General features: G+C 68.1%; 15 protein-coding genes. 4 read left to right on the top strand and 11 right to left on the bottom strand.

Annotated elements, in window-relative coordinates:
* Window positions 1-29 precede the first annotated feature (29 nt).
* The 3 genes from IG196_RS02905 to dapF all read right to left on the bottom strand — a co-directional run bounded on the left by IG196_RS02905 (window position 30) and on the right by dapF (window position 2,259).
* Entirely contained in the window at window positions 30-617 is a 588-nt protein-coding gene (locus IG196_RS02905) for a YdcF family protein (protein ID WP_192194958.1), read from the bottom strand.
* Window positions 618-682: 65 nt separating this feature from the next.
* A complete protein-coding gene (locus tag IG196_RS02900; protein WP_099795061.1) occupies window positions 683-1,378 on the bottom strand; it encodes a DUF484 family protein in 696 nt (231 codons plus the stop codon).
* Window positions 1,375-2,259, bottom strand: a complete 885-nt coding sequence (gene dapF / locus IG196_RS02895) for a diaminopimelate epimerase (protein WP_192194957.1) — start codon at window positions 2,257-2,259, stop codon at window positions 1,375-1,377. The genes IG196_RS02900 and dapF overlap by 4 nt, the downstream gene beginning before the upstream one ends.
* A gap of 137 nt (window positions 2,260-2,396) precedes the next feature.
* On the opposite strand from dapF, the gene IG196_RS02890 reads away from it, so the two are divergent.
* A complete protein-coding gene (locus IG196_RS02890) occupies window positions 2,397-3,842 on the top strand; it encodes an IS1182 family transposase (protein WP_192194956.1) in 1,446 nt (481 codons plus the stop codon).
* A gap of 132 nt (window positions 3,843-3,974) precedes the next feature.
* Here IG196_RS02890 and IG196_RS02885 read toward each other — a convergent pair whose 3' ends face one another.
* From IG196_RS02885 to IG196_RS02860, 6 genes are all read right to left on the bottom strand, one after another.
* A complete protein-coding gene (locus tag IG196_RS02885) occupies window positions 3,975-4,796 on the bottom strand; it encodes an alpha/beta fold hydrolase (protein ID WP_192194955.1) in 822 nt (273 codons plus the stop codon).
* 84 nt (window positions 4,797-4,880) lie between these two features.
* Window positions 4,881-6,461 carry an MFS transporter gene (locus IG196_RS02880; protein WP_192194954.1) on the bottom strand — a complete coding sequence of 527 codons (1,581 nt, stop codon included), beginning with the start codon at window positions 6,459-6,461 and terminating at the stop codon, window positions 4,881-4,883.
* Complete coding sequence (locus tag IG196_RS02875) at window positions 6,454-6,852, bottom strand: DoxX family protein (protein ID WP_192194953.1); 399 nt, start codon at window positions 6,850-6,852, stop codon at window positions 6,454-6,456. Before IG196_RS02875 ends, IG196_RS02880 begins: the two co-directional genes overlap by 8 nt.
* Before the next feature lie 8 nt (window positions 6,853-6,860).
* Window positions 6,861-8,759, bottom strand: coding sequence for an amidohydrolase (locus IG196_RS02870; RefSeq protein WP_225617058.1), 1,899 nt, complete (start codon window positions 8,757-8,759; stop codon window positions 6,861-6,863).
* An 80-nt stretch (window positions 8,760-8,839) separates the two neighbouring features.
* On the bottom strand, window positions 8,840-9,130 hold the full coding sequence (locus IG196_RS02865; protein ID WP_192194951.1) for a DUF1427 family protein: 291 nt from the start codon (window positions 9,128-9,130) through the stop codon (window positions 8,840-8,842).
* 30 nt (window positions 9,131-9,160) lie between these two features.
* The gene (locus IG196_RS02860; RefSeq protein ID WP_099795055.1) at window positions 9,161-9,814 is read right to left on the bottom strand and encodes a hydrolase; all 654 of its coding nucleotides are present in this window, start codon (window positions 9,812-9,814) and stop codon (window positions 9,161-9,163) included.
* Between the two features lie 178 nt (window positions 9,815-9,992).
* Between IG196_RS02860 and IG196_RS02855 the strand changes: the two genes are divergently transcribed.
* Entirely contained in the window at window positions 9,993-10,904 is a 912-nt protein-coding gene (locus IG196_RS02855) for a LysR family transcriptional regulator (protein ID WP_192194950.1), read from the top strand.
* A 28-nt stretch (window positions 10,905-10,932) separates the two neighbouring features.
* Here the strand turns inward: IG196_RS02855 and IG196_RS02850 are convergent, their stop codons facing one another.
* A complete protein-coding gene (locus IG196_RS02850) occupies window positions 10,933-11,562 on the bottom strand; it encodes a 2-hydroxychromene-2-carboxylate isomerase (protein ID WP_101491223.1) in 630 nt (209 codons plus the stop codon).
* A 163-nt stretch (window positions 11,563-11,725) separates the two neighbouring features.
* Between IG196_RS02850 and IG196_RS02845 the strand changes: the two genes are divergently transcribed.
* Window positions 11,726-12,571, top strand: a complete 846-nt coding sequence (locus IG196_RS02845) for an alpha/beta hydrolase (RefSeq protein ID WP_180288643.1) — start codon at window positions 11,726-11,728, stop codon at window positions 12,569-12,571.
* 48 nt (window positions 12,572-12,619) lie between these two features.
* Here IG196_RS02845 and IG196_RS02840 read toward each other — a convergent pair whose 3' ends face one another.
* Window positions 12,620-12,835 (bottom strand): hypothetical protein, encoded by a 216-nt coding sequence (locus IG196_RS02840; protein ID WP_192194949.1) that lies wholly within the window; start codon window positions 12,833-12,835, stop codon window positions 12,620-12,622.
* A 144-nt stretch (window positions 12,836-12,979) separates the two neighbouring features.
* Here IG196_RS02840 and IG196_RS02835 point away from each other — a divergent pair, with 144 nt between their 5' ends.
* Entirely contained in the window at window positions 12,980-14,182 is a 1,203-nt protein-coding gene (locus IG196_RS02835; RefSeq protein ID WP_192194948.1) for an MFS transporter, read from the top strand.
* Window positions 14,183-14,212: the final 30 nt, after the last annotated feature.

Genomic DNA, 14,212 nt, shown 5'->3' with positions numbered 1-14,212 from the left:
GCTCCGTGCGCTGCCCGGGGCCGCGCTAGCTAGAACAGATAACCGAGCGATGCATTGTTCACGATGGCCGCGGGCTCACGCAACGCGCCCTTGAACAGCATGCCCCAGCGGCGCCAGCACGAGGTGGGCGCGGCGGCGTACTGCACGTCGAAGGCCTGGTCGAAGCCGCTGGCACGCACCAGCCGCTCGATGCGCCACAGGTGGTACGGCTCCGACACGATGATCACGCTGCGCACACCGTTCGCCTCCAGCACCGTGCGCGACAGCGACAGGTTGGCGCGCGTGGACGACGACACCGACTCCAGCACCATCGGCCCCGTGTAGCCCTCGGCCGTGGCGTGGTCGCGCATCACCTCGGCTTCGATGCGGCCGTCTTCGACATCGACGCCGCCCGAGAACACCAGCGTCTGCACGCGACCGGCGCGTGCCAGCACGATGCCCTGGTCGACCCGGCCCGTGAGGCAGGGGTTCGGCTTGCCGTCGAGGTACGCACGGTTGCCCAGCACCAGCGCCACGTCGGCCACGCGCGGTAGGGGTCCGGCCAATGCGGCCTCGGCACGCTCCCAGATCACGCCCGCGATGACGACGTACGTCAGCACGCCAGCCAGCAAGACCATGCACAGGCCAGCCAGCCAGGGCCGGCGGCGCCACCCGCGTCGCGCGGGACGGCTGCTGGGACCGCTCAAGGGCGCAGCCGCGACAGCGCGCCCGATGACAGCTCGGCGATGCGCTCGAGAAAGTCCGTGCCCATTTCGGCGTTGAAGCGCTGCGCGTCCGGCGAGGCCAGCACCAGCAGGCCGAAGGCCGGCGACTCGGCGTCGGCGCGCAGCGGAATCAGCGCGATCGATGCGGCGCCCTGCGGCTCGGGCAGCCAGTTGGCCGCCTCGAAGCCCGAGTTGAGCCCGCAATAAGGCGAGGTGAGCGAGGTGGCCAGCGCCTTCACGTCGTCGCTCACCCACTGGGCATAGGCTTCGTTCAGGTACTCGGTGCCGCAGTCCCACACCTTGATGGCCGTTTGCGGCACCAGGAACAGCGACTGCAGGTCGACCGCGATGCGGTACGGCAGGCTGCGCGGGTCGCGCGTGGTCAGCAGGCCCTTGGTCCAGCGCTGCAGGCGGTCGGCAATGACGACGTTTTCGGTGCCGTGGCGCACCATGTCCATCAGGCGGTGCTCCAGCGCCTTGATCTTCTCGCGCAGCATCTCGGCCTGGCGCTCCTGCAGGCTCACGGCGCGGTTGCCGTGCGGGCTGGTGAGCTGCACCTGCGCCAGCAGCTGGGCGTGGCGCTCGAAGAAGTCGGGCGTGTTCGACAGGTAGTTCGCGATGTCGTCTTCGGTGATCGGGTTCATGGCGTTGTTGTCGTGGGTGAATGGGGTCATGGCTGTTCCGAAATGTCGGGCACGTCGATCTCGCCCTCGAACACCGTCGTGGCCGGTCCTGTCATGAGCACCGGCCGGCCGTCGCCCTGCCACTCGATCGTGAGAATGCCGCCGTGCGTCTGCACGTCGACGCGGGAATCCAGCAGCCCCAGGCGAATGCCTGCCACCACCGCCGCGCAGGCGCCCGTGCCGCAGGCCAGCGTTTCGCCGGCACCGCGCTCGAACACCCGCAGCTTGATATTCGACCGGTCGACCACCTGCATGAAGCCCGCGTTCACGCGCTGCGGAAAGCGCGGGTGGTGCTCGATCTGCGGGCCCTGCTCGGCCACCGGCGCCGTGTCGACGTTGTCGACCACCTGCACCGCGTGCGGGTTGCCCATCGACAGCACCGCTACCGAAACGATAGCGCTGCCGGCCCGGGTGCCCAAGGCGAGGTGCCACTTCTGCCACGCGCCTTCGTGCTGCGGGTCGAGCCCGGCCGTGTCGAAGGGCACGCGCGCCGGCTCGAAGACCGGGGCGCCCATGTCGACCGTCACGCGGCCGTCGTCGCCCGTGCGCGGCTCGATCACGCCGGCCAGCGTCTGCACGCGCACGTCTTTCTTGTCGGTCAGGCCGTGCTCGCTCACGAAGCGCATGAAACAGCGCGCCCCGTTGCCGCACTGCTCCACCTCGCCGCCGTCGGCGTTGTGGATCACGTACTGGAAGTCGATGCCTGCAGCGGGCGACGGGCGCACCGTGAGGATCTGGTCGGCGCCGACGCCGAAATGGCGGTCGGCCAGGAAGCGGTACTGCGCGGCCGTGAGGCCCAGCGTGCCGCGCGTTTCGTCCAGCACGACGAAATCGTTGCCGGCTCCCTGCATCTTGGTAAAGCGGATTCGCATCGCCGGATTATCGCCACCGGCGCCGCCCTTCGCGCCGAAAGGGCCGCAGGCAGTCTGTGTAAATAGTCATCGCTGAGTCCGCGAGAAGTGCCCTTCAGGCGTTTGTCTGAGGGGCATTTTTCATTGGAGGCTGACCAATGGGACATCGATACGGACAGGCGCGGGGACAGGCAACGTTGTTCCCACTGATGCTCGATGAGCTCGTGGACCAGAACGCGCTGGTTCGAGTGGTGGATGCCTGGGTGCAGGCACTGGACCTGAAGGCACTGGGCTTTGCCAAGGCGCAGGCGCAGCGACTGGGAACACCGCCCTACGACCCAGGGGATCTGCTGCGGCTGTACATCTGGGGCTACCTGAGCGCGATCCGTTCCTCGCGGGCGCTGGAGCGCGAGTGCCACCGCAACGTGGAGTGCATGTGGCTGCTGGGGCGCCTGGCGCCGGATCACAAGACCATCGCCGAGTTCAGGCGCCAGAACACGGCGGCCCTGGTGGCCAGCTGTGCGGCCTTCGTGCAGTTCGCGCGGGCAAGCCGGCTGATCCGTGGATCGACAGTGGCCATCGATGGCTCGAAGGTGCAGGCGGTGGCCTCGCGCAAGGCGGTGGTGGGCCAGCGCGAGCTGGCTGCCCAGGCGCAGCGCAACGCGCAGGAGATCGCAGCCTATCTGCGGTTGCTAGACAGCCGGGACAGTGAGGATGACCAGGGCGGCGATGGGCCCGGAGGCGGCCCTGGCACGCCGGATGAAGTGCGCGCGGCCTTGGAGCGCCTGAAGGCCGAGGGCCGCGCTATCGCCAATCAGGCCCAGCAACTCATGCGCAGCGGTGCCAGCACCATCGTCAACGGGGAGCCCGAGGCCCGCCCGATGCGCAGCCTGAACAGCCAGCCGGGCTACAACCTGCAAACGGCGGTGGAGACGCAAAGTCACCTGATCGTGGCGCACGAGGTGGTCTGCGAGGTGAACGATCAGCGCCAGTTGCAGCCCATGGCCGAGGCGGCCAGCCAGGTGCTGCAGCAGCCCTGCACGGTGGTGGCCGATGCGGGCTATGCCAATGGGGAGCACATTGCAGCCTTGGACGCCCAGGGCATCACCAGCTACGTGGCGGGCGAGCGTTCGGTGAACCACCAGGGCGGCGGCAACCTGTACCAGCGCAGCGCCTTCGTTTATGACCCGGCCAGCGACAGCTTCACCTGCCCGGCGGGCAGTGCCCTAAAGCGCAAGCAGCTCTCGCGCAAGGACAAGATGGTGGTCTACGCAGCGCAGCCGAGCGACTGCGCCGACTGTGAGCAAAAACCAAAATGCACCACGGCGCGCCAGCGCTTCGTCTCGCGCCACCTGCACGAAGAGGCGCTTGAGGCCAATGCGAGCCGGCTGGCCGCTCAGCCCTGGATGATGGCGCTCAGGCGCCAGACGGTGGAACACCCCTTCGCCAGCATCAAGTACCTCATTCTGGGCAATGCGCGATTGCTGATGAGGCACACGAGCGGAGCGCGTGCGGAGTTCAGCCTGGCTGTGATGGCCTACAACCTGAAGCGGGTGTTCAACATGAAGGGAGCGCCCTGGATGCTCCAGGCGCTGCGGGGCTGAGGCCCTTGGGGCAATCGCTCGCCCAATGAAAAATGCCCCGCTCTCGCGGGGCATCTCGATCTAAGCGGCCAGCAGACTATTTACACAGACTGCAGGGCGCGGCCCTTTCGGCGCGTGTGTGCGTGCCCGGCCTCAGCCCTGGATGAACGCCAGCAGGTCGGCGTTCACCTGCGCCGCGTGCGTGGTGCAGGTGGCGTGCGGCGCGCCGGCGTACACCTTGAGCTGGCTGCCCTTGATCATTTCGGCCGCGAGCTTGCCCGTGGCCTCGAAGGGCACGACCTGGTCGTCGTCGCCGTGGATCACCAGCGTGGGCACGTCGATCTTCGCCATGTCGGGGCGGAAGTCGGTCTCTGAGAACGCCGTCACGCAGTCGATGGTGGCCTTGATCGAGGCCTGCAGCGCGATCTGCAGCGTCTGCTTGAACACGCCCTGCGACACCTTCGCGCCCGGGCGGTTGGTGCCGTAGAACAGCGTGCTGAAGTCGTCGAGGAACTGCGGCCGGTCGGCGGCCAGCCCGGCGCGGATGCCCGCGAACAGCGACGCCTCGGGGCCCACAGGGTGGTCGGGCGTCTTCATGAAGAGCGGCGTCACCGCGCTGATGAGCGCGAGCTTGGCCACGCGGGCGCTGCCCTTGCGCGCGATGTAGCGCGTGACGTCGCCGCCGCCCATCGAGAAGCCCGCCAGGATCACGTCCTTCAGGTCGAGCGTTTCGATCAGCTCGGCGATGTCGTCGGCGAAGGTGTCGTAGTCGTAGCCGGTCCAGGGCTGGCTCGACCGGCCGAAACCGCGGCGGTCGAACGCGATGACGCGGTAGCCGCGCTCGGCGAAGAACAGCATCTGGGCATCCCACATGTCGGCGCTCAGCGGCCAGCCATGGCTGAAGACGATGGGCTGGCCGCTGCCCCAGTCCTTGTAGTAGAGCTCGGTGCCGTCGCGAAGGGTCAGTGTGGTCATGGTTTTTCCTTGAGGTTGGCGAGAGGGTGAAAGGGAACGAGAGACAAATAAAAAGAAGGCAGGAAGAAGCAGAATCCGCGCCGCTCAGAGCGCCAGGAAGTGGTGCACCTCGGGCTTGCCCGGGCCGATGTGAAAGCGCAGCGCCTCGGCCTGCAGGTCGGCATCGGCGTGCGACACGCGGTGGTGCTGGCGCAGGTGCTCGGCCCACGATTCCACGAGGAACCACTCCATCACGCGCTCGGCGTCGGTCGTGTGCTCCTGCACGCCCCAGGCGTAGGCACCGTCACGGCGGCGCTCGAGCGACAGCCGCTTCATTGCATCGAGGAACGCCGGTCGGTCTTCCTTGCGGATGCGGTACTCGACCTGGATCATCACGGGCCCGCGGTCGTGCGCCACCGGCTCAGCCAGGAGCGGTTCGGGCCAGTGGTTCGAGGCCTGCAGGTCGGCCTCGCCGGCGGGCAGCCGCACGCGGTGGAACACCAGGCCCATCACCACCAGCCCCACCGCGCCCGCCACCAGCGTGGCCGGCACGCCGATCTGCTGCGCGACCAGGCCCCAGCCCAGGCTGCCGGCGGCCATCGCGCCGTTGAACACCGTGAGGTACACGGCCAGCCCGCGCCCGCGCACCCAGTTCGGCAGGATTGACTGGGCCACCCCGTTGAGCGTGGTCAGCGCAATGATCCAGCCCAGGCCGAGCACGCCCAGCATCGGCACCGCCAGCCATTGCGGCGGCGCGAACACCAGGGCGCCCATCACCGCGGCCGTGAGCAGCGAGGCCAGCAGCAGCATGCCGTCGGCGTCGAGCCGTGCGCGCAGCCGCGGCATCACCAACGCACCGCCGATGGCGCCCGCGCCCACCGCGCCGAGCAGGATGCCGTAGAAGCTCGCCGTGCCGCCGAGCATCTGGCGCGCCACCAGCGGCAGCAGCGCCCACACCGAGCTCGCGAACAAAAAGAACACCGCCGCGCGCAGCAGCACCACATGCAGCTCCTTGCTGGCCCGCGTGTAGCGGATGCCCGCGCGGAAGGCGCCGAAGAAGTTCTCCGACAGCCCGCTGTCGACCGCCGCCGGGCGCTTCCACCACAGCAGCGCCGCGATCACGAACACGTAGCTCAGCACGTCGAGCCCGTAGGTGGCGGCTGCGCCGAAGCTCGCGAGGATCAGCCCGCCCGCCGCCGGCCCGATGGAACGTGCGATGTTGATGCCCAGCGAGTTGAGCGCCACCGCGCCCTTCAGCTCGCTGCGCGGCACCAGCTCCGGCACGATCGACTGCCAGGTCGGCCCCATGAGCGCTGCACCGATGCCGCCCACGAAGGTCAGCGCCACCAGGTATTCGACCGTGAGCGCGCCCGTGTGCGACAGCACCAGCAGCGTGCCGCTCACCGCGGCCAGCAGCACCTGCACGAAGATCAGGAAGCGCCGGCGATCGAGGATGTCCGAGAGCACGCCCGCCGGAATCGCCAGCAAGAAGATCGGCAGCGTCGCCGCCGTCTGGATCAGCGCCACCGCGGTCGGGCTGGCCGACAGGTCGGTCACCAGCCACGAGCTGGCCACGTCGCGCATGAAGCTGCCGATGTTGCCCAGCACCGTGGCGCCCCACAGCACCGCGAAGACCGGCTGGCGCAGCGGCGCAAAAGCGCCGGCAGACTTTTGAGGCTCAGTCATCGTGGCGCTCCTTGAGGTCGAGCCAGGCGACAAGCACGAAGCCGCCGACCAGGCCCAGGTGTTCGAAGAAAGAGTTGGCGGCCATGAAGCGCTCGGGCCCCAACGGCATTTCCCAGAAACGCAGCGCGACAAAAGTCGCCATCAGCGTGAAGCCGCCCAGTGCGAGCGCGCCGAGCCAGCGCCAGAAGCCGACGAGGATGAGCGCCGCGGCGCCCAGCTCCAGCACGATCACCGCCACGGCCAGAGGGCCGGCCGGCGACAGGCCGAAGTGGTTCATCTCCGCGAGGGCGGCGTTGAAGTCCATCGCCTTGTTCAGGCCGCCCTGCAGGTAGGCCGCGCACAGCAGCAACAAAGCGATCCAGCGCACAGCGGGTGAAAGGGTCCAGTGCATCGCTTTCATCACACCGCCCAGCAGGCGCAACCCAGCGCGCCCCAGAAGCTCTTCAGGTCGGCGATGGGCAGCTTGCTGCTCCATGCCGTCGCGTGCTGGTGGCCGTGCACGTTGCAGTCGTTGGCGCAGGCGCACGACATCGCAGCGTTGCGCATCACCTTCTGCAGCGGCGCGCCTTCGGCCTTGTCGGCCCAGCCGGCGTAGCCGCCGAAGGTGCGTGCAGGCGACCAGTCGGGCATGGCGGGCGGCACGCTGCCTTCGTCGTGCGGAGCGAACGGCCCGGCGCCGTAGACCACCTTGCCACCCACCATCGTGAGCAGCGCGGTCGTGTCGGCAATCTCCGATTCGGCGCAGGCGAAGAAATCGCGGTCGGGCACCACCAGGTCGGCGAGCTGGCCGGCTTCGATACGGCCTTTCTTGCCCTCTTCGTTCGAGAACCAGGTGACGTTCTCGGTCCACATGCGCAGCGCGCCTTCGCGGTCCAGGCAGTTGCGCTGCGGGTACAGCTGCATGCCGCCCACCGTCTTGCCCGTGACCAGCCACGACAGCGACACCCACGGGTTGTACGAGGCCACGCGCGTCGCGTCAGTGCCGGCCGACACCTTCATGCCGCGCTCCAGCATGCGCTTCACCGGCGGCGTGGCTTCGGCCGCGCCGGGGCCGTAGCGCTCGACGAAATACTCGCCCTGGTAGGCCATGCGGTGCTGCACCGCCACCCCACCGCCGAGCGCGGCGATGCGGTCCATCGACTGCTCGGAAATCGTCTCGGCATGGTCGAAGAACCAGTTCAGGCCCGCCAGCGGCGTGTCCTTGTTGACCTTCTCGAACACGTCGAGCGACCGGCTGATGGTTTCGTCGTAGGTCGCGTGCATGCGCCAGGGCCAGCGGTTCTGCGCCAGGATGCGCACCACGCCTTCGAGATCGCCTTCCATCTCGGGCGCCATCTCCGGGCGCGGCTGGCGGAAGTCCTCGAAGTCGGCCGCCGAGAACACCAGCATCTCGCCCGCGCCGTTGTGGCGGAAGTAGTCGTCGCCCTGCTTGTAAGTCGAGTTCGCCGTCCAGTTCAGGAAGTCGTCCTTCTCGGCCTTGGGCTTCTGCGTGAAGAGGTTGTAGGCCAGGCGGATCGTGAGCTGCCCGTCGTCGTGCAGCTTGCGGATCACTTCGTAGTCGTCGGGGAAGTTCTGGTTGCCACCGCCCGCGTCGATGGCGCCGGTCACGCCCAGGCGGTTGAGCTCGCGCATGAAGTGGCGCGTCGAGTTGAGCTGGTAGTCGAACGGCAGCTTCGGCCCCTTGCCCAGCGTGGCGTACAGGATGGCCGCATTCGGCTTGGCCAGCAGCAGGCCGGTCGGGTTGCCGGCGCTGTCGCGCACGATTTCGCCTCCGGGCGGCGCGGGCGTGTCCTTGGTGTAGCCCACGGCGCGCAGCGCGGCGCCGTTGAGCAGCGCGCGGTCGTACAGATGCAGGATGAACACCGGCGTGTCGGGCGCCACCGCGTTCAGCTCGGCCAGGGTCGGCAGGCGCTTCTCGACGAACTGGTGCTCGGTGAAACCGCCCACCACGCGCACCCACTGCGGCGCTGGCGTGATCGCCACCTGGCGCTTGAGCATGCCCATCGCATCGGCCAGGCTCTTCACGCCGTCCCAGCGCAGCTCCATGTTGTAGTTGAGCCCGCCGCGAATGATGTGCAGGTGGTTGTCGATGAGGCCCGGCAGCACGCGCTTGCCTTGCAGGTCGATCACGCGGGTGCGGCTACCGGCCAGCGGCAGCACGTCTTCGGCGCGGCCCACGCGGGTGAAGCGGCCGTCCTTGATCGCCACCGCGTCGGCCGTGGGATTGGCACGGTCCAGCGTGGTGAAGCGACCGTTGCGCAGGATGAGGTCGGGGGTGGGGTTTTCGGTGTGGGCCATGGTCGATGCGGGTGCGATGGAGGTGGCTGCGAGGGCGCCAAGGGCGCCAAGAAAGTGACGGCGTTGCGGGTCTTGCGAGCTCATGCGTCGCTCCGCTCCGAGGGGCGGGCGGCGGCGGTCTTCACCGCTTCGGCCTTCACGCAGGTGGGCAGTTCGCCGAACACGTGCGGCTTGACCTGGTGCTGGAGCCACGAGGTGGCGGCCGGCCGGTCGAACACCTGCCGCACCAGCGGCGGGATCTGCTCGCCCAGCAGGATGCCCAGCAGGCCCACCAGGGCGATCACCGGCGGCGCCGGCGAGCGCACCTGGAAGAGCGCGTAGATCACGCCGACCAGCAGGCCGAGCGCGAGGGAAACGACATAGGTCTTCATGGTCGGTCGGCCTTCCGGGTGCTCTGGCGCTCAGCCTTCGTGCGCGCCGAACATGGTCTTGGCGTACGTCACGCCCAGACCGTACGCGCCGCCCACCTTCTTGGCGATGCCGGTCGTCAGCTCGTACGTGTCGCCACGCGCCCAGTCGCGCTGCAGCTCCAGCAGGTATTGCAGCGAGGTCATCGGCCGCGCGCCGGCCTGCACCATGCGTTCCATCGCGCGGTTGTGCGCCTCGGTGGAGACGTCGCCGCTGGCATCGGCAATCACGTACACCTCGAAGCCTTGGTCGAGCGCCGACAGCGCCGGGCCCACGATGCACACGCTGGTCCACAGGCCCGCCAGCACGATGCGCGGCTTGCCGATTTCGTTCACGCGGTCGATCACGGCGGCGTCTTCCCAGGTGTTCATCGAGGTGCGGTCGAGCATCTTCTGGCCGGGGAAGGCGTCGGTGATCTCGCTGAACATCGGGCCCGAAAAACTCTTCTCGGCCACGGTCGTGAGGATGGTCGACACCTTGAAGCCGGCCGCCGCCTGCGCCACCAGCGCGGCGTTGTTGCGCAGGTTCACGGCATCGATCGAGTGCGTGGCAAAGGCCATCTGCGACTGGAAGTCGATCATCACCAGCGTGTGATCGGTGGGGGTGAGCAGCGTGGCGCCGGCGGTGGGGGTTGCTTTGACGGTCATGAGAGGCTCCTTCGACAGGGTTGAGTACTTAGATATTCGATTCGGTTCACAATCGCTTTCGGAGGGAATTTCCTTGGCGTGGGCTGAATCATCCGGTGCACGCAGGGCCCCATCGACGAAACTTTTCACCATCAATGATCGAAGTTTTCGATCATTCCTTTTTTGCGAGGAACGCCCCGTGCTCAAGCTCACCCTGGAAGCCATCGAGGTCGTCGACGCCATCGCGCGCCACGGCTCCTTTGCCGCCGCCGCCACGCGGTTGAACAAGGTGCCCTCCACCATCTCGTACGCCGTCGGCAAGCTCGAGGAACAGCTCGGCATGCTGCTGTTCGAGCGCAACGGCCCGCGCGTGACCCTCACCGGGGCCGGCGAAGAAATGCTCAAGGAAGGCCGCTGGCTGCTCGGCGCCGCGAGCGACCTCGAATCGCGCATGCGGCAGATTGCCACCGGCTATGAGTCGGAACTGCGGCTGGTGCACGACTCGCTCATTCCCACCGAGGCCTTCATGAGCGACATCCGCGCTTTTGAAGACCTGCGCTGCGGCACGCGGCTGCGCATCGGCTGCGAGGCGCTCACCGGCAGCTGGGAGGCGCTGCGCGAGGGCCGCGCCGACATCGTGGTGGCCGCAGGCGAAGGCCCGGCCGGCGGCGGCTACCAGACCGCGGCCGTGGGCAACCTCGACTTCGCCTTCTGCGTGGCGCCCACCCACCCGCTCACGCGGCTGACGCGCCCCGTGCAGCGCGGCGACCTCATCGACTGCAACGCCATCGTCGTCGGCGACACCGCGCGCATCCTGTCGGACCGCACCGTCGGCCTCATGGCCGGCCAGCCGCGCATCACCGTGCCGTCGATGGCCGCCAAGGTCGCCTGCCAGGTCGCCGGGCTGGGCCATGGCTTTCTGCCGCGCGCCTGCATCGCCGGCGAGCTGTCGCGCGGCACGCTGGTCGAGCTGCCGACCGAAGAGCCGCGCACGCCCGAAGCCTTCTGGCTCGCGTGGAAGACCGGCGCACAAGGCCAGGCGCTGCGCTGGTGGCGCGAGCGGCTGAACCGCTCGCTCATTCCCGCGCTGCTGCCGCGCTCGTTCGCCTGAAGAGAAAGAAAAACGAAGAGGCTGTCGCTCAGCCGCCGGCGCGCAGCTTGTCCAGCGCCCGGTCGAGGAACGCCAGGCGGTCTTGCCCCCAGAAGCGCTCGCCGTTCAGGATGAACGTGGGCGCGCCGAACACGCCCGCTGCCACCGCGTCGGCGCTGTTCGCGCGGTACACGGCCAGCACTTCGGCCGACTGCTCCAGCGCCTGAAGCGCCGCGCCGTCGTAGCCGGTTTCGTCGGCGATGGCGATGCGCACGTCGGCCTGCGCCGTGTCGCGCTCTTCGGCCCACAGCGCGCGCAGCAAGGCGTGCGACAGCGGTTGCGCGTCGAGGCCCTGCAGCTGGGCGGCAATCACCATCCAGCCGGGGTACTTGTTCCAGTTCGGGTCGGTCGGCGCGCCCTTCGGGTAGTGCGCCGGCTCCAGGTTCATCGGCAGGCCGAGGTAATCGCGCCAGCGCGACAGCTCCAGCGCGTGGTACGTGCGGCGCGGCTCCGGGCGCGTCTTCAGCGGAATGCCGCCGGTCTGCGGCACCACCGCCTGGAAGTCGTAGGGCTTGAGCGTGAGCTGCACATGGTGGCGGCGCACGATGTCTTGCAGTTGCGGGCCGCCGAGGTAGGCCCAGGGCGAGGAGAGGCTGTAGTAGCAGTCGAGAGCGATCATGTCCGGATTATCTTCAGCCCCCCGGCCAGCGCCCGACGGCGGCGCCATACACCTCGCAACGCAGCGCCTTGCGAACGCGGTGAAACTACGTCCCTTGCGCGTTGTGCACTCGCTGGGCCCTGCCCTTGCGGCGCCACGCAGCCATTTTTCCGGGAGCCCTGATTTGCAGCCGAAGACCCAAGCCAAGATTGCACGCATTGCCCTGTCGGCCTCGGCCGCCGTCATCGGCAGCCTGGCCGCCTACTGGACCCTGCTCGCCACGCGACAGGGCCACATCTTGTTCAACGCCCGCAAGCTGCCCGTCGTGCATCTGTCGGACGACTTCTCGACCTACTCGCACCCCGTGCCGGGCGGCATGGTGCGCGGCTACGTGTACCACCCGCACGGCGAAGACGCGCTGCAAGACCTGTTCATCTACTTCGCCGGCCGCGGCGAAGACGTGCGCGCCACCGCGCAGATGTTGCACTGGCTGCCCGAGGGCTTCGGCTTTGCGGCGCTCAACTACCGGGGCGTGGCCGACTCGGAGGGCGCACCGTCTGAAATCGCCTCCGTGGCCGACGCCGCCCAGTTCGCCAACCACCTGCGCCGCGCCTTTCCGCATGCGCGCCTGCACGTGGTGGGCCGCAGCCTCGGCACCGGCGTGGCCATCCAGCTTGTGGCGCAGCAGCCCTTCGAGAGCCTGCAGCTCGTCACCCCGTACGACTCGCTGCTCGAAGTCGCGAAGAAGCGCTTTCCGCTCGTGCCGCTGTCGCTGTTGCTGCGGCACCGCTTCAACTCCATCGAGCACAGCAAGGAAGTCGCCGCCAAGACCCAGGTGCTGCTCGCCGCGAAGGACGACGTGGTGCCGCACGAACGCTCCGAAAAACTCATCGCCGCCTGGCCCACGCCCGTGAGCGTGCAGACCGTGTCGAACTCGGACCACCACAACATCACCGGGCTCGAAGAGACGTGGTTGATGCTGGTGGACTTTGCGTTGACGGCGGTGTTGCCGGAGCCGAAGGCTGCTTAGGGGTTGCGGGCCGGTCGTGATGCAGAGGCTTCACGCCAGCCGCTGTGGCTAGGCCGGCTTGAGCGAAGGTTGCGCTTGCAGCGCATCGCGTACGGCGCCGGCTGTTGCGTTGACGGTGGCGATACGTGTCATCAACGCTTCGTTAAGCAGGCGGAGCAAGGCGCTCAGTTCAGTGCGGGTGGGAGCGAGTTCTTCGCTGTCGTTGTTGATCGCCGCCGAAAATTGACCCAGCGGGGATGCGATCGGCGGAATCCAACATTCCACCTCTCCAGACTCATCCGCTCCGCCGAGCGCGAAAGAAGCCCGCTCTGATCATTGACTGGAGCGCAACTATCTTCTGCCCTATCCCCTCTTAATCCGCAAAGGTAACCGCAAGACACTCCTCCTCGTCCCACAAGGAGTGCTCTCATGCCAATCGCCTTACTCGCGCTGACCCTCAGCGCCTTCGCCATCGGAACGACCGAGTTCGTCATCGTTGGCCTCCTCCCCACCGTCGCTGCCGACCTCGGCATCGGCCTTCCCTCGGCCGGCCTACTGGTCAGCCTCTATGCGCTGGGTGTTGCCATTGGCGCGCCGGTGCTCACGGCCCTCACGGGCAAGCTGCCGCGCAAGGCGCTGCTGCTCGGGCTGATGGCGCTGTTCACGGTCGGCAATCTGCTGGCGTGGCAGGCGCCCAGCTATGAATCGCTGATTGCCGCCCGCGTGCTCACGGGGCTGGCACACGGAGTGTTCTTCTCGATCGGCTCGACGATTGCCACCGGCCTGGTGCCGAAGGACAAGGCGGCGAGCGCCATCGCGATCATGTTCACGGGCCTCACGGTGGCGCTGGTCACGGGCGTGCCGCTGGGCACGTTCATCGGGCAGCACTTCGGCTGGCGCGAAACGTTCCTGGCGGTGTCGGCGCTGGGCGTGGTCGCCTTCATCGGCAGCTGGATCTTCGTGCCGGGCAACATCCGCCACACGCCGCCGGCCTCGCTGGCGCAACAAGCGAAGGTGCTGGCCGAGCCGCGCCTGCTGCTGGTGTATGCCAAGACGGCCATCGGCTACGGCGGCTCGTTCATTCCGTTCACGTTCCTGGCGCCGATCCTCACTCAGGTATCGGGCTTCAGCGCCGGCGCGGTGGGCTGGGTGATGCTGGTGTACGGCATCTCGGTGGCGGTGGGCAACATCTGGGGCGGCAAGCTGGCCGACCGGCTGGGACCGATTCCGGCGCTGAAGATCATCTTTGCGCTGCTGGCGGCCGTGCTGCTGGTCTTCAACTTCGCGGCGCCGCACAAGTGGCTGGCGCTGGTGGCGGTGCTGATGTGGGGCGCGGTGGCGTTCGGCAATGTGCCGGGGCTGCAGGTGTACGTGGTGAAGCAGGCCGAACGCTTCACGCCGCAGGCGGTGGACGTGGCCTCGGGCCTGAACATCGCGGCCTTCAACCTGGGCATTGCCGGCGCAGCCTGGGCCGGCGGTTTGATCGTGACGCACCTCGGGCTGATGCACACGCCCTGGATCGGCGCGCTGGTGGTGCTGGTGTCGCTGGCCCTCACGCAGTGGAGCGGCACGCTCGACCGACGTGCCGGCATTCCGGTGCACGCCTCGGGGCCGGTGCCGGCCGGGCACTGAGCCATCTTCCTCCCTCTTCTTTTCCCCTTC

This window comes from Variovorax sp. 38R (assembly GCF_014843395.1).
In the GTDB taxonomy this organism is placed as follows: domain Bacteria; phylum Pseudomonadota; class Gammaproteobacteria; order Burkholderiales; family Burkholderiaceae_C; genus Variovorax; species Variovorax paradoxus_H.
This window is presented reverse-complemented; position numbering and strand designations above follow the sequence as displayed.

Bases quoted from the DNA above. Each gene is read 5' to 3' on its own strand.
- IG196_RS02905 (WP_192194958.1), bottom strand. From the start codon at position 617: ATGGTCTTGCTGGCTGGCGTGCTGACGTACGTCGTCATCGCGGGCGTG.
- IG196_RS02900 (WP_099795061.1), bottom strand. From the start codon at position 1,378: ATGACCCCATTCACCCACGACAACAACGCCATGAACCCGATCACCGAA.
- dapF (WP_192194957.1), bottom strand. From the start codon at position 2,259: ATGCGAATCCGCTTTACCAAGATGCAGGGAGCCGGCAACGATTTCGTC.
- IG196_RS02890 (WP_192194956.1), top strand. From the start codon at position 2,397: ATGGGACATCGATACGGACAGGCGCGGGGACAGGCAACGTTGTTCCCA.
- IG196_RS02885 (WP_192194955.1), bottom strand. From the start codon at position 4,796: ATGACCACACTGACCCTTCGCGACGGCACCGAGCTCTACTACAAGGAC.
- IG196_RS02880 (WP_192194954.1), bottom strand. From the start codon at position 6,461: ATGACTGAGCCTCAAAAGTCTGCCGGCGCTTTTGCGCCGCTGCGCCAG.
- IG196_RS02875 (WP_192194953.1), bottom strand. From the start codon at position 6,852: ATGCACTGGACCCTTTCACCCGCTGTGCGCTGGATCGCTTTGTTGCTG.
- IG196_RS02870 (WP_225617058.1), bottom strand. From the start codon at position 8,759: ATGGCCCACACCGAAAACCCCACCCCCGACCTCATCCTGCGCAACGGT.
- IG196_RS02865 (WP_192194951.1), bottom strand. From the start codon at position 9,130: ATGAAGACCTATGTCGTTTCCCTCGCGCTCGGCCTGCTGGTCGGCGTG.
- IG196_RS02860 (WP_099795055.1), bottom strand. From the start codon at position 9,814: ATGACCGTCAAAGCAACCCCCACCGCCGGCGCCACGCTGCTCACCCCC.
- IG196_RS02850 (WP_101491223.1), bottom strand. From the start codon at position 11,562: ATGATCGCTCTCGACTGCTACTACAGCCTCTCCTCGCCCTGGGCCTAC.
- IG196_RS02835 (WP_192194948.1), top strand. From the start codon at position 12,980: ATGCCAATCGCCTTACTCGCGCTGACCCTCAGCGCCTTCGCCATCGGA.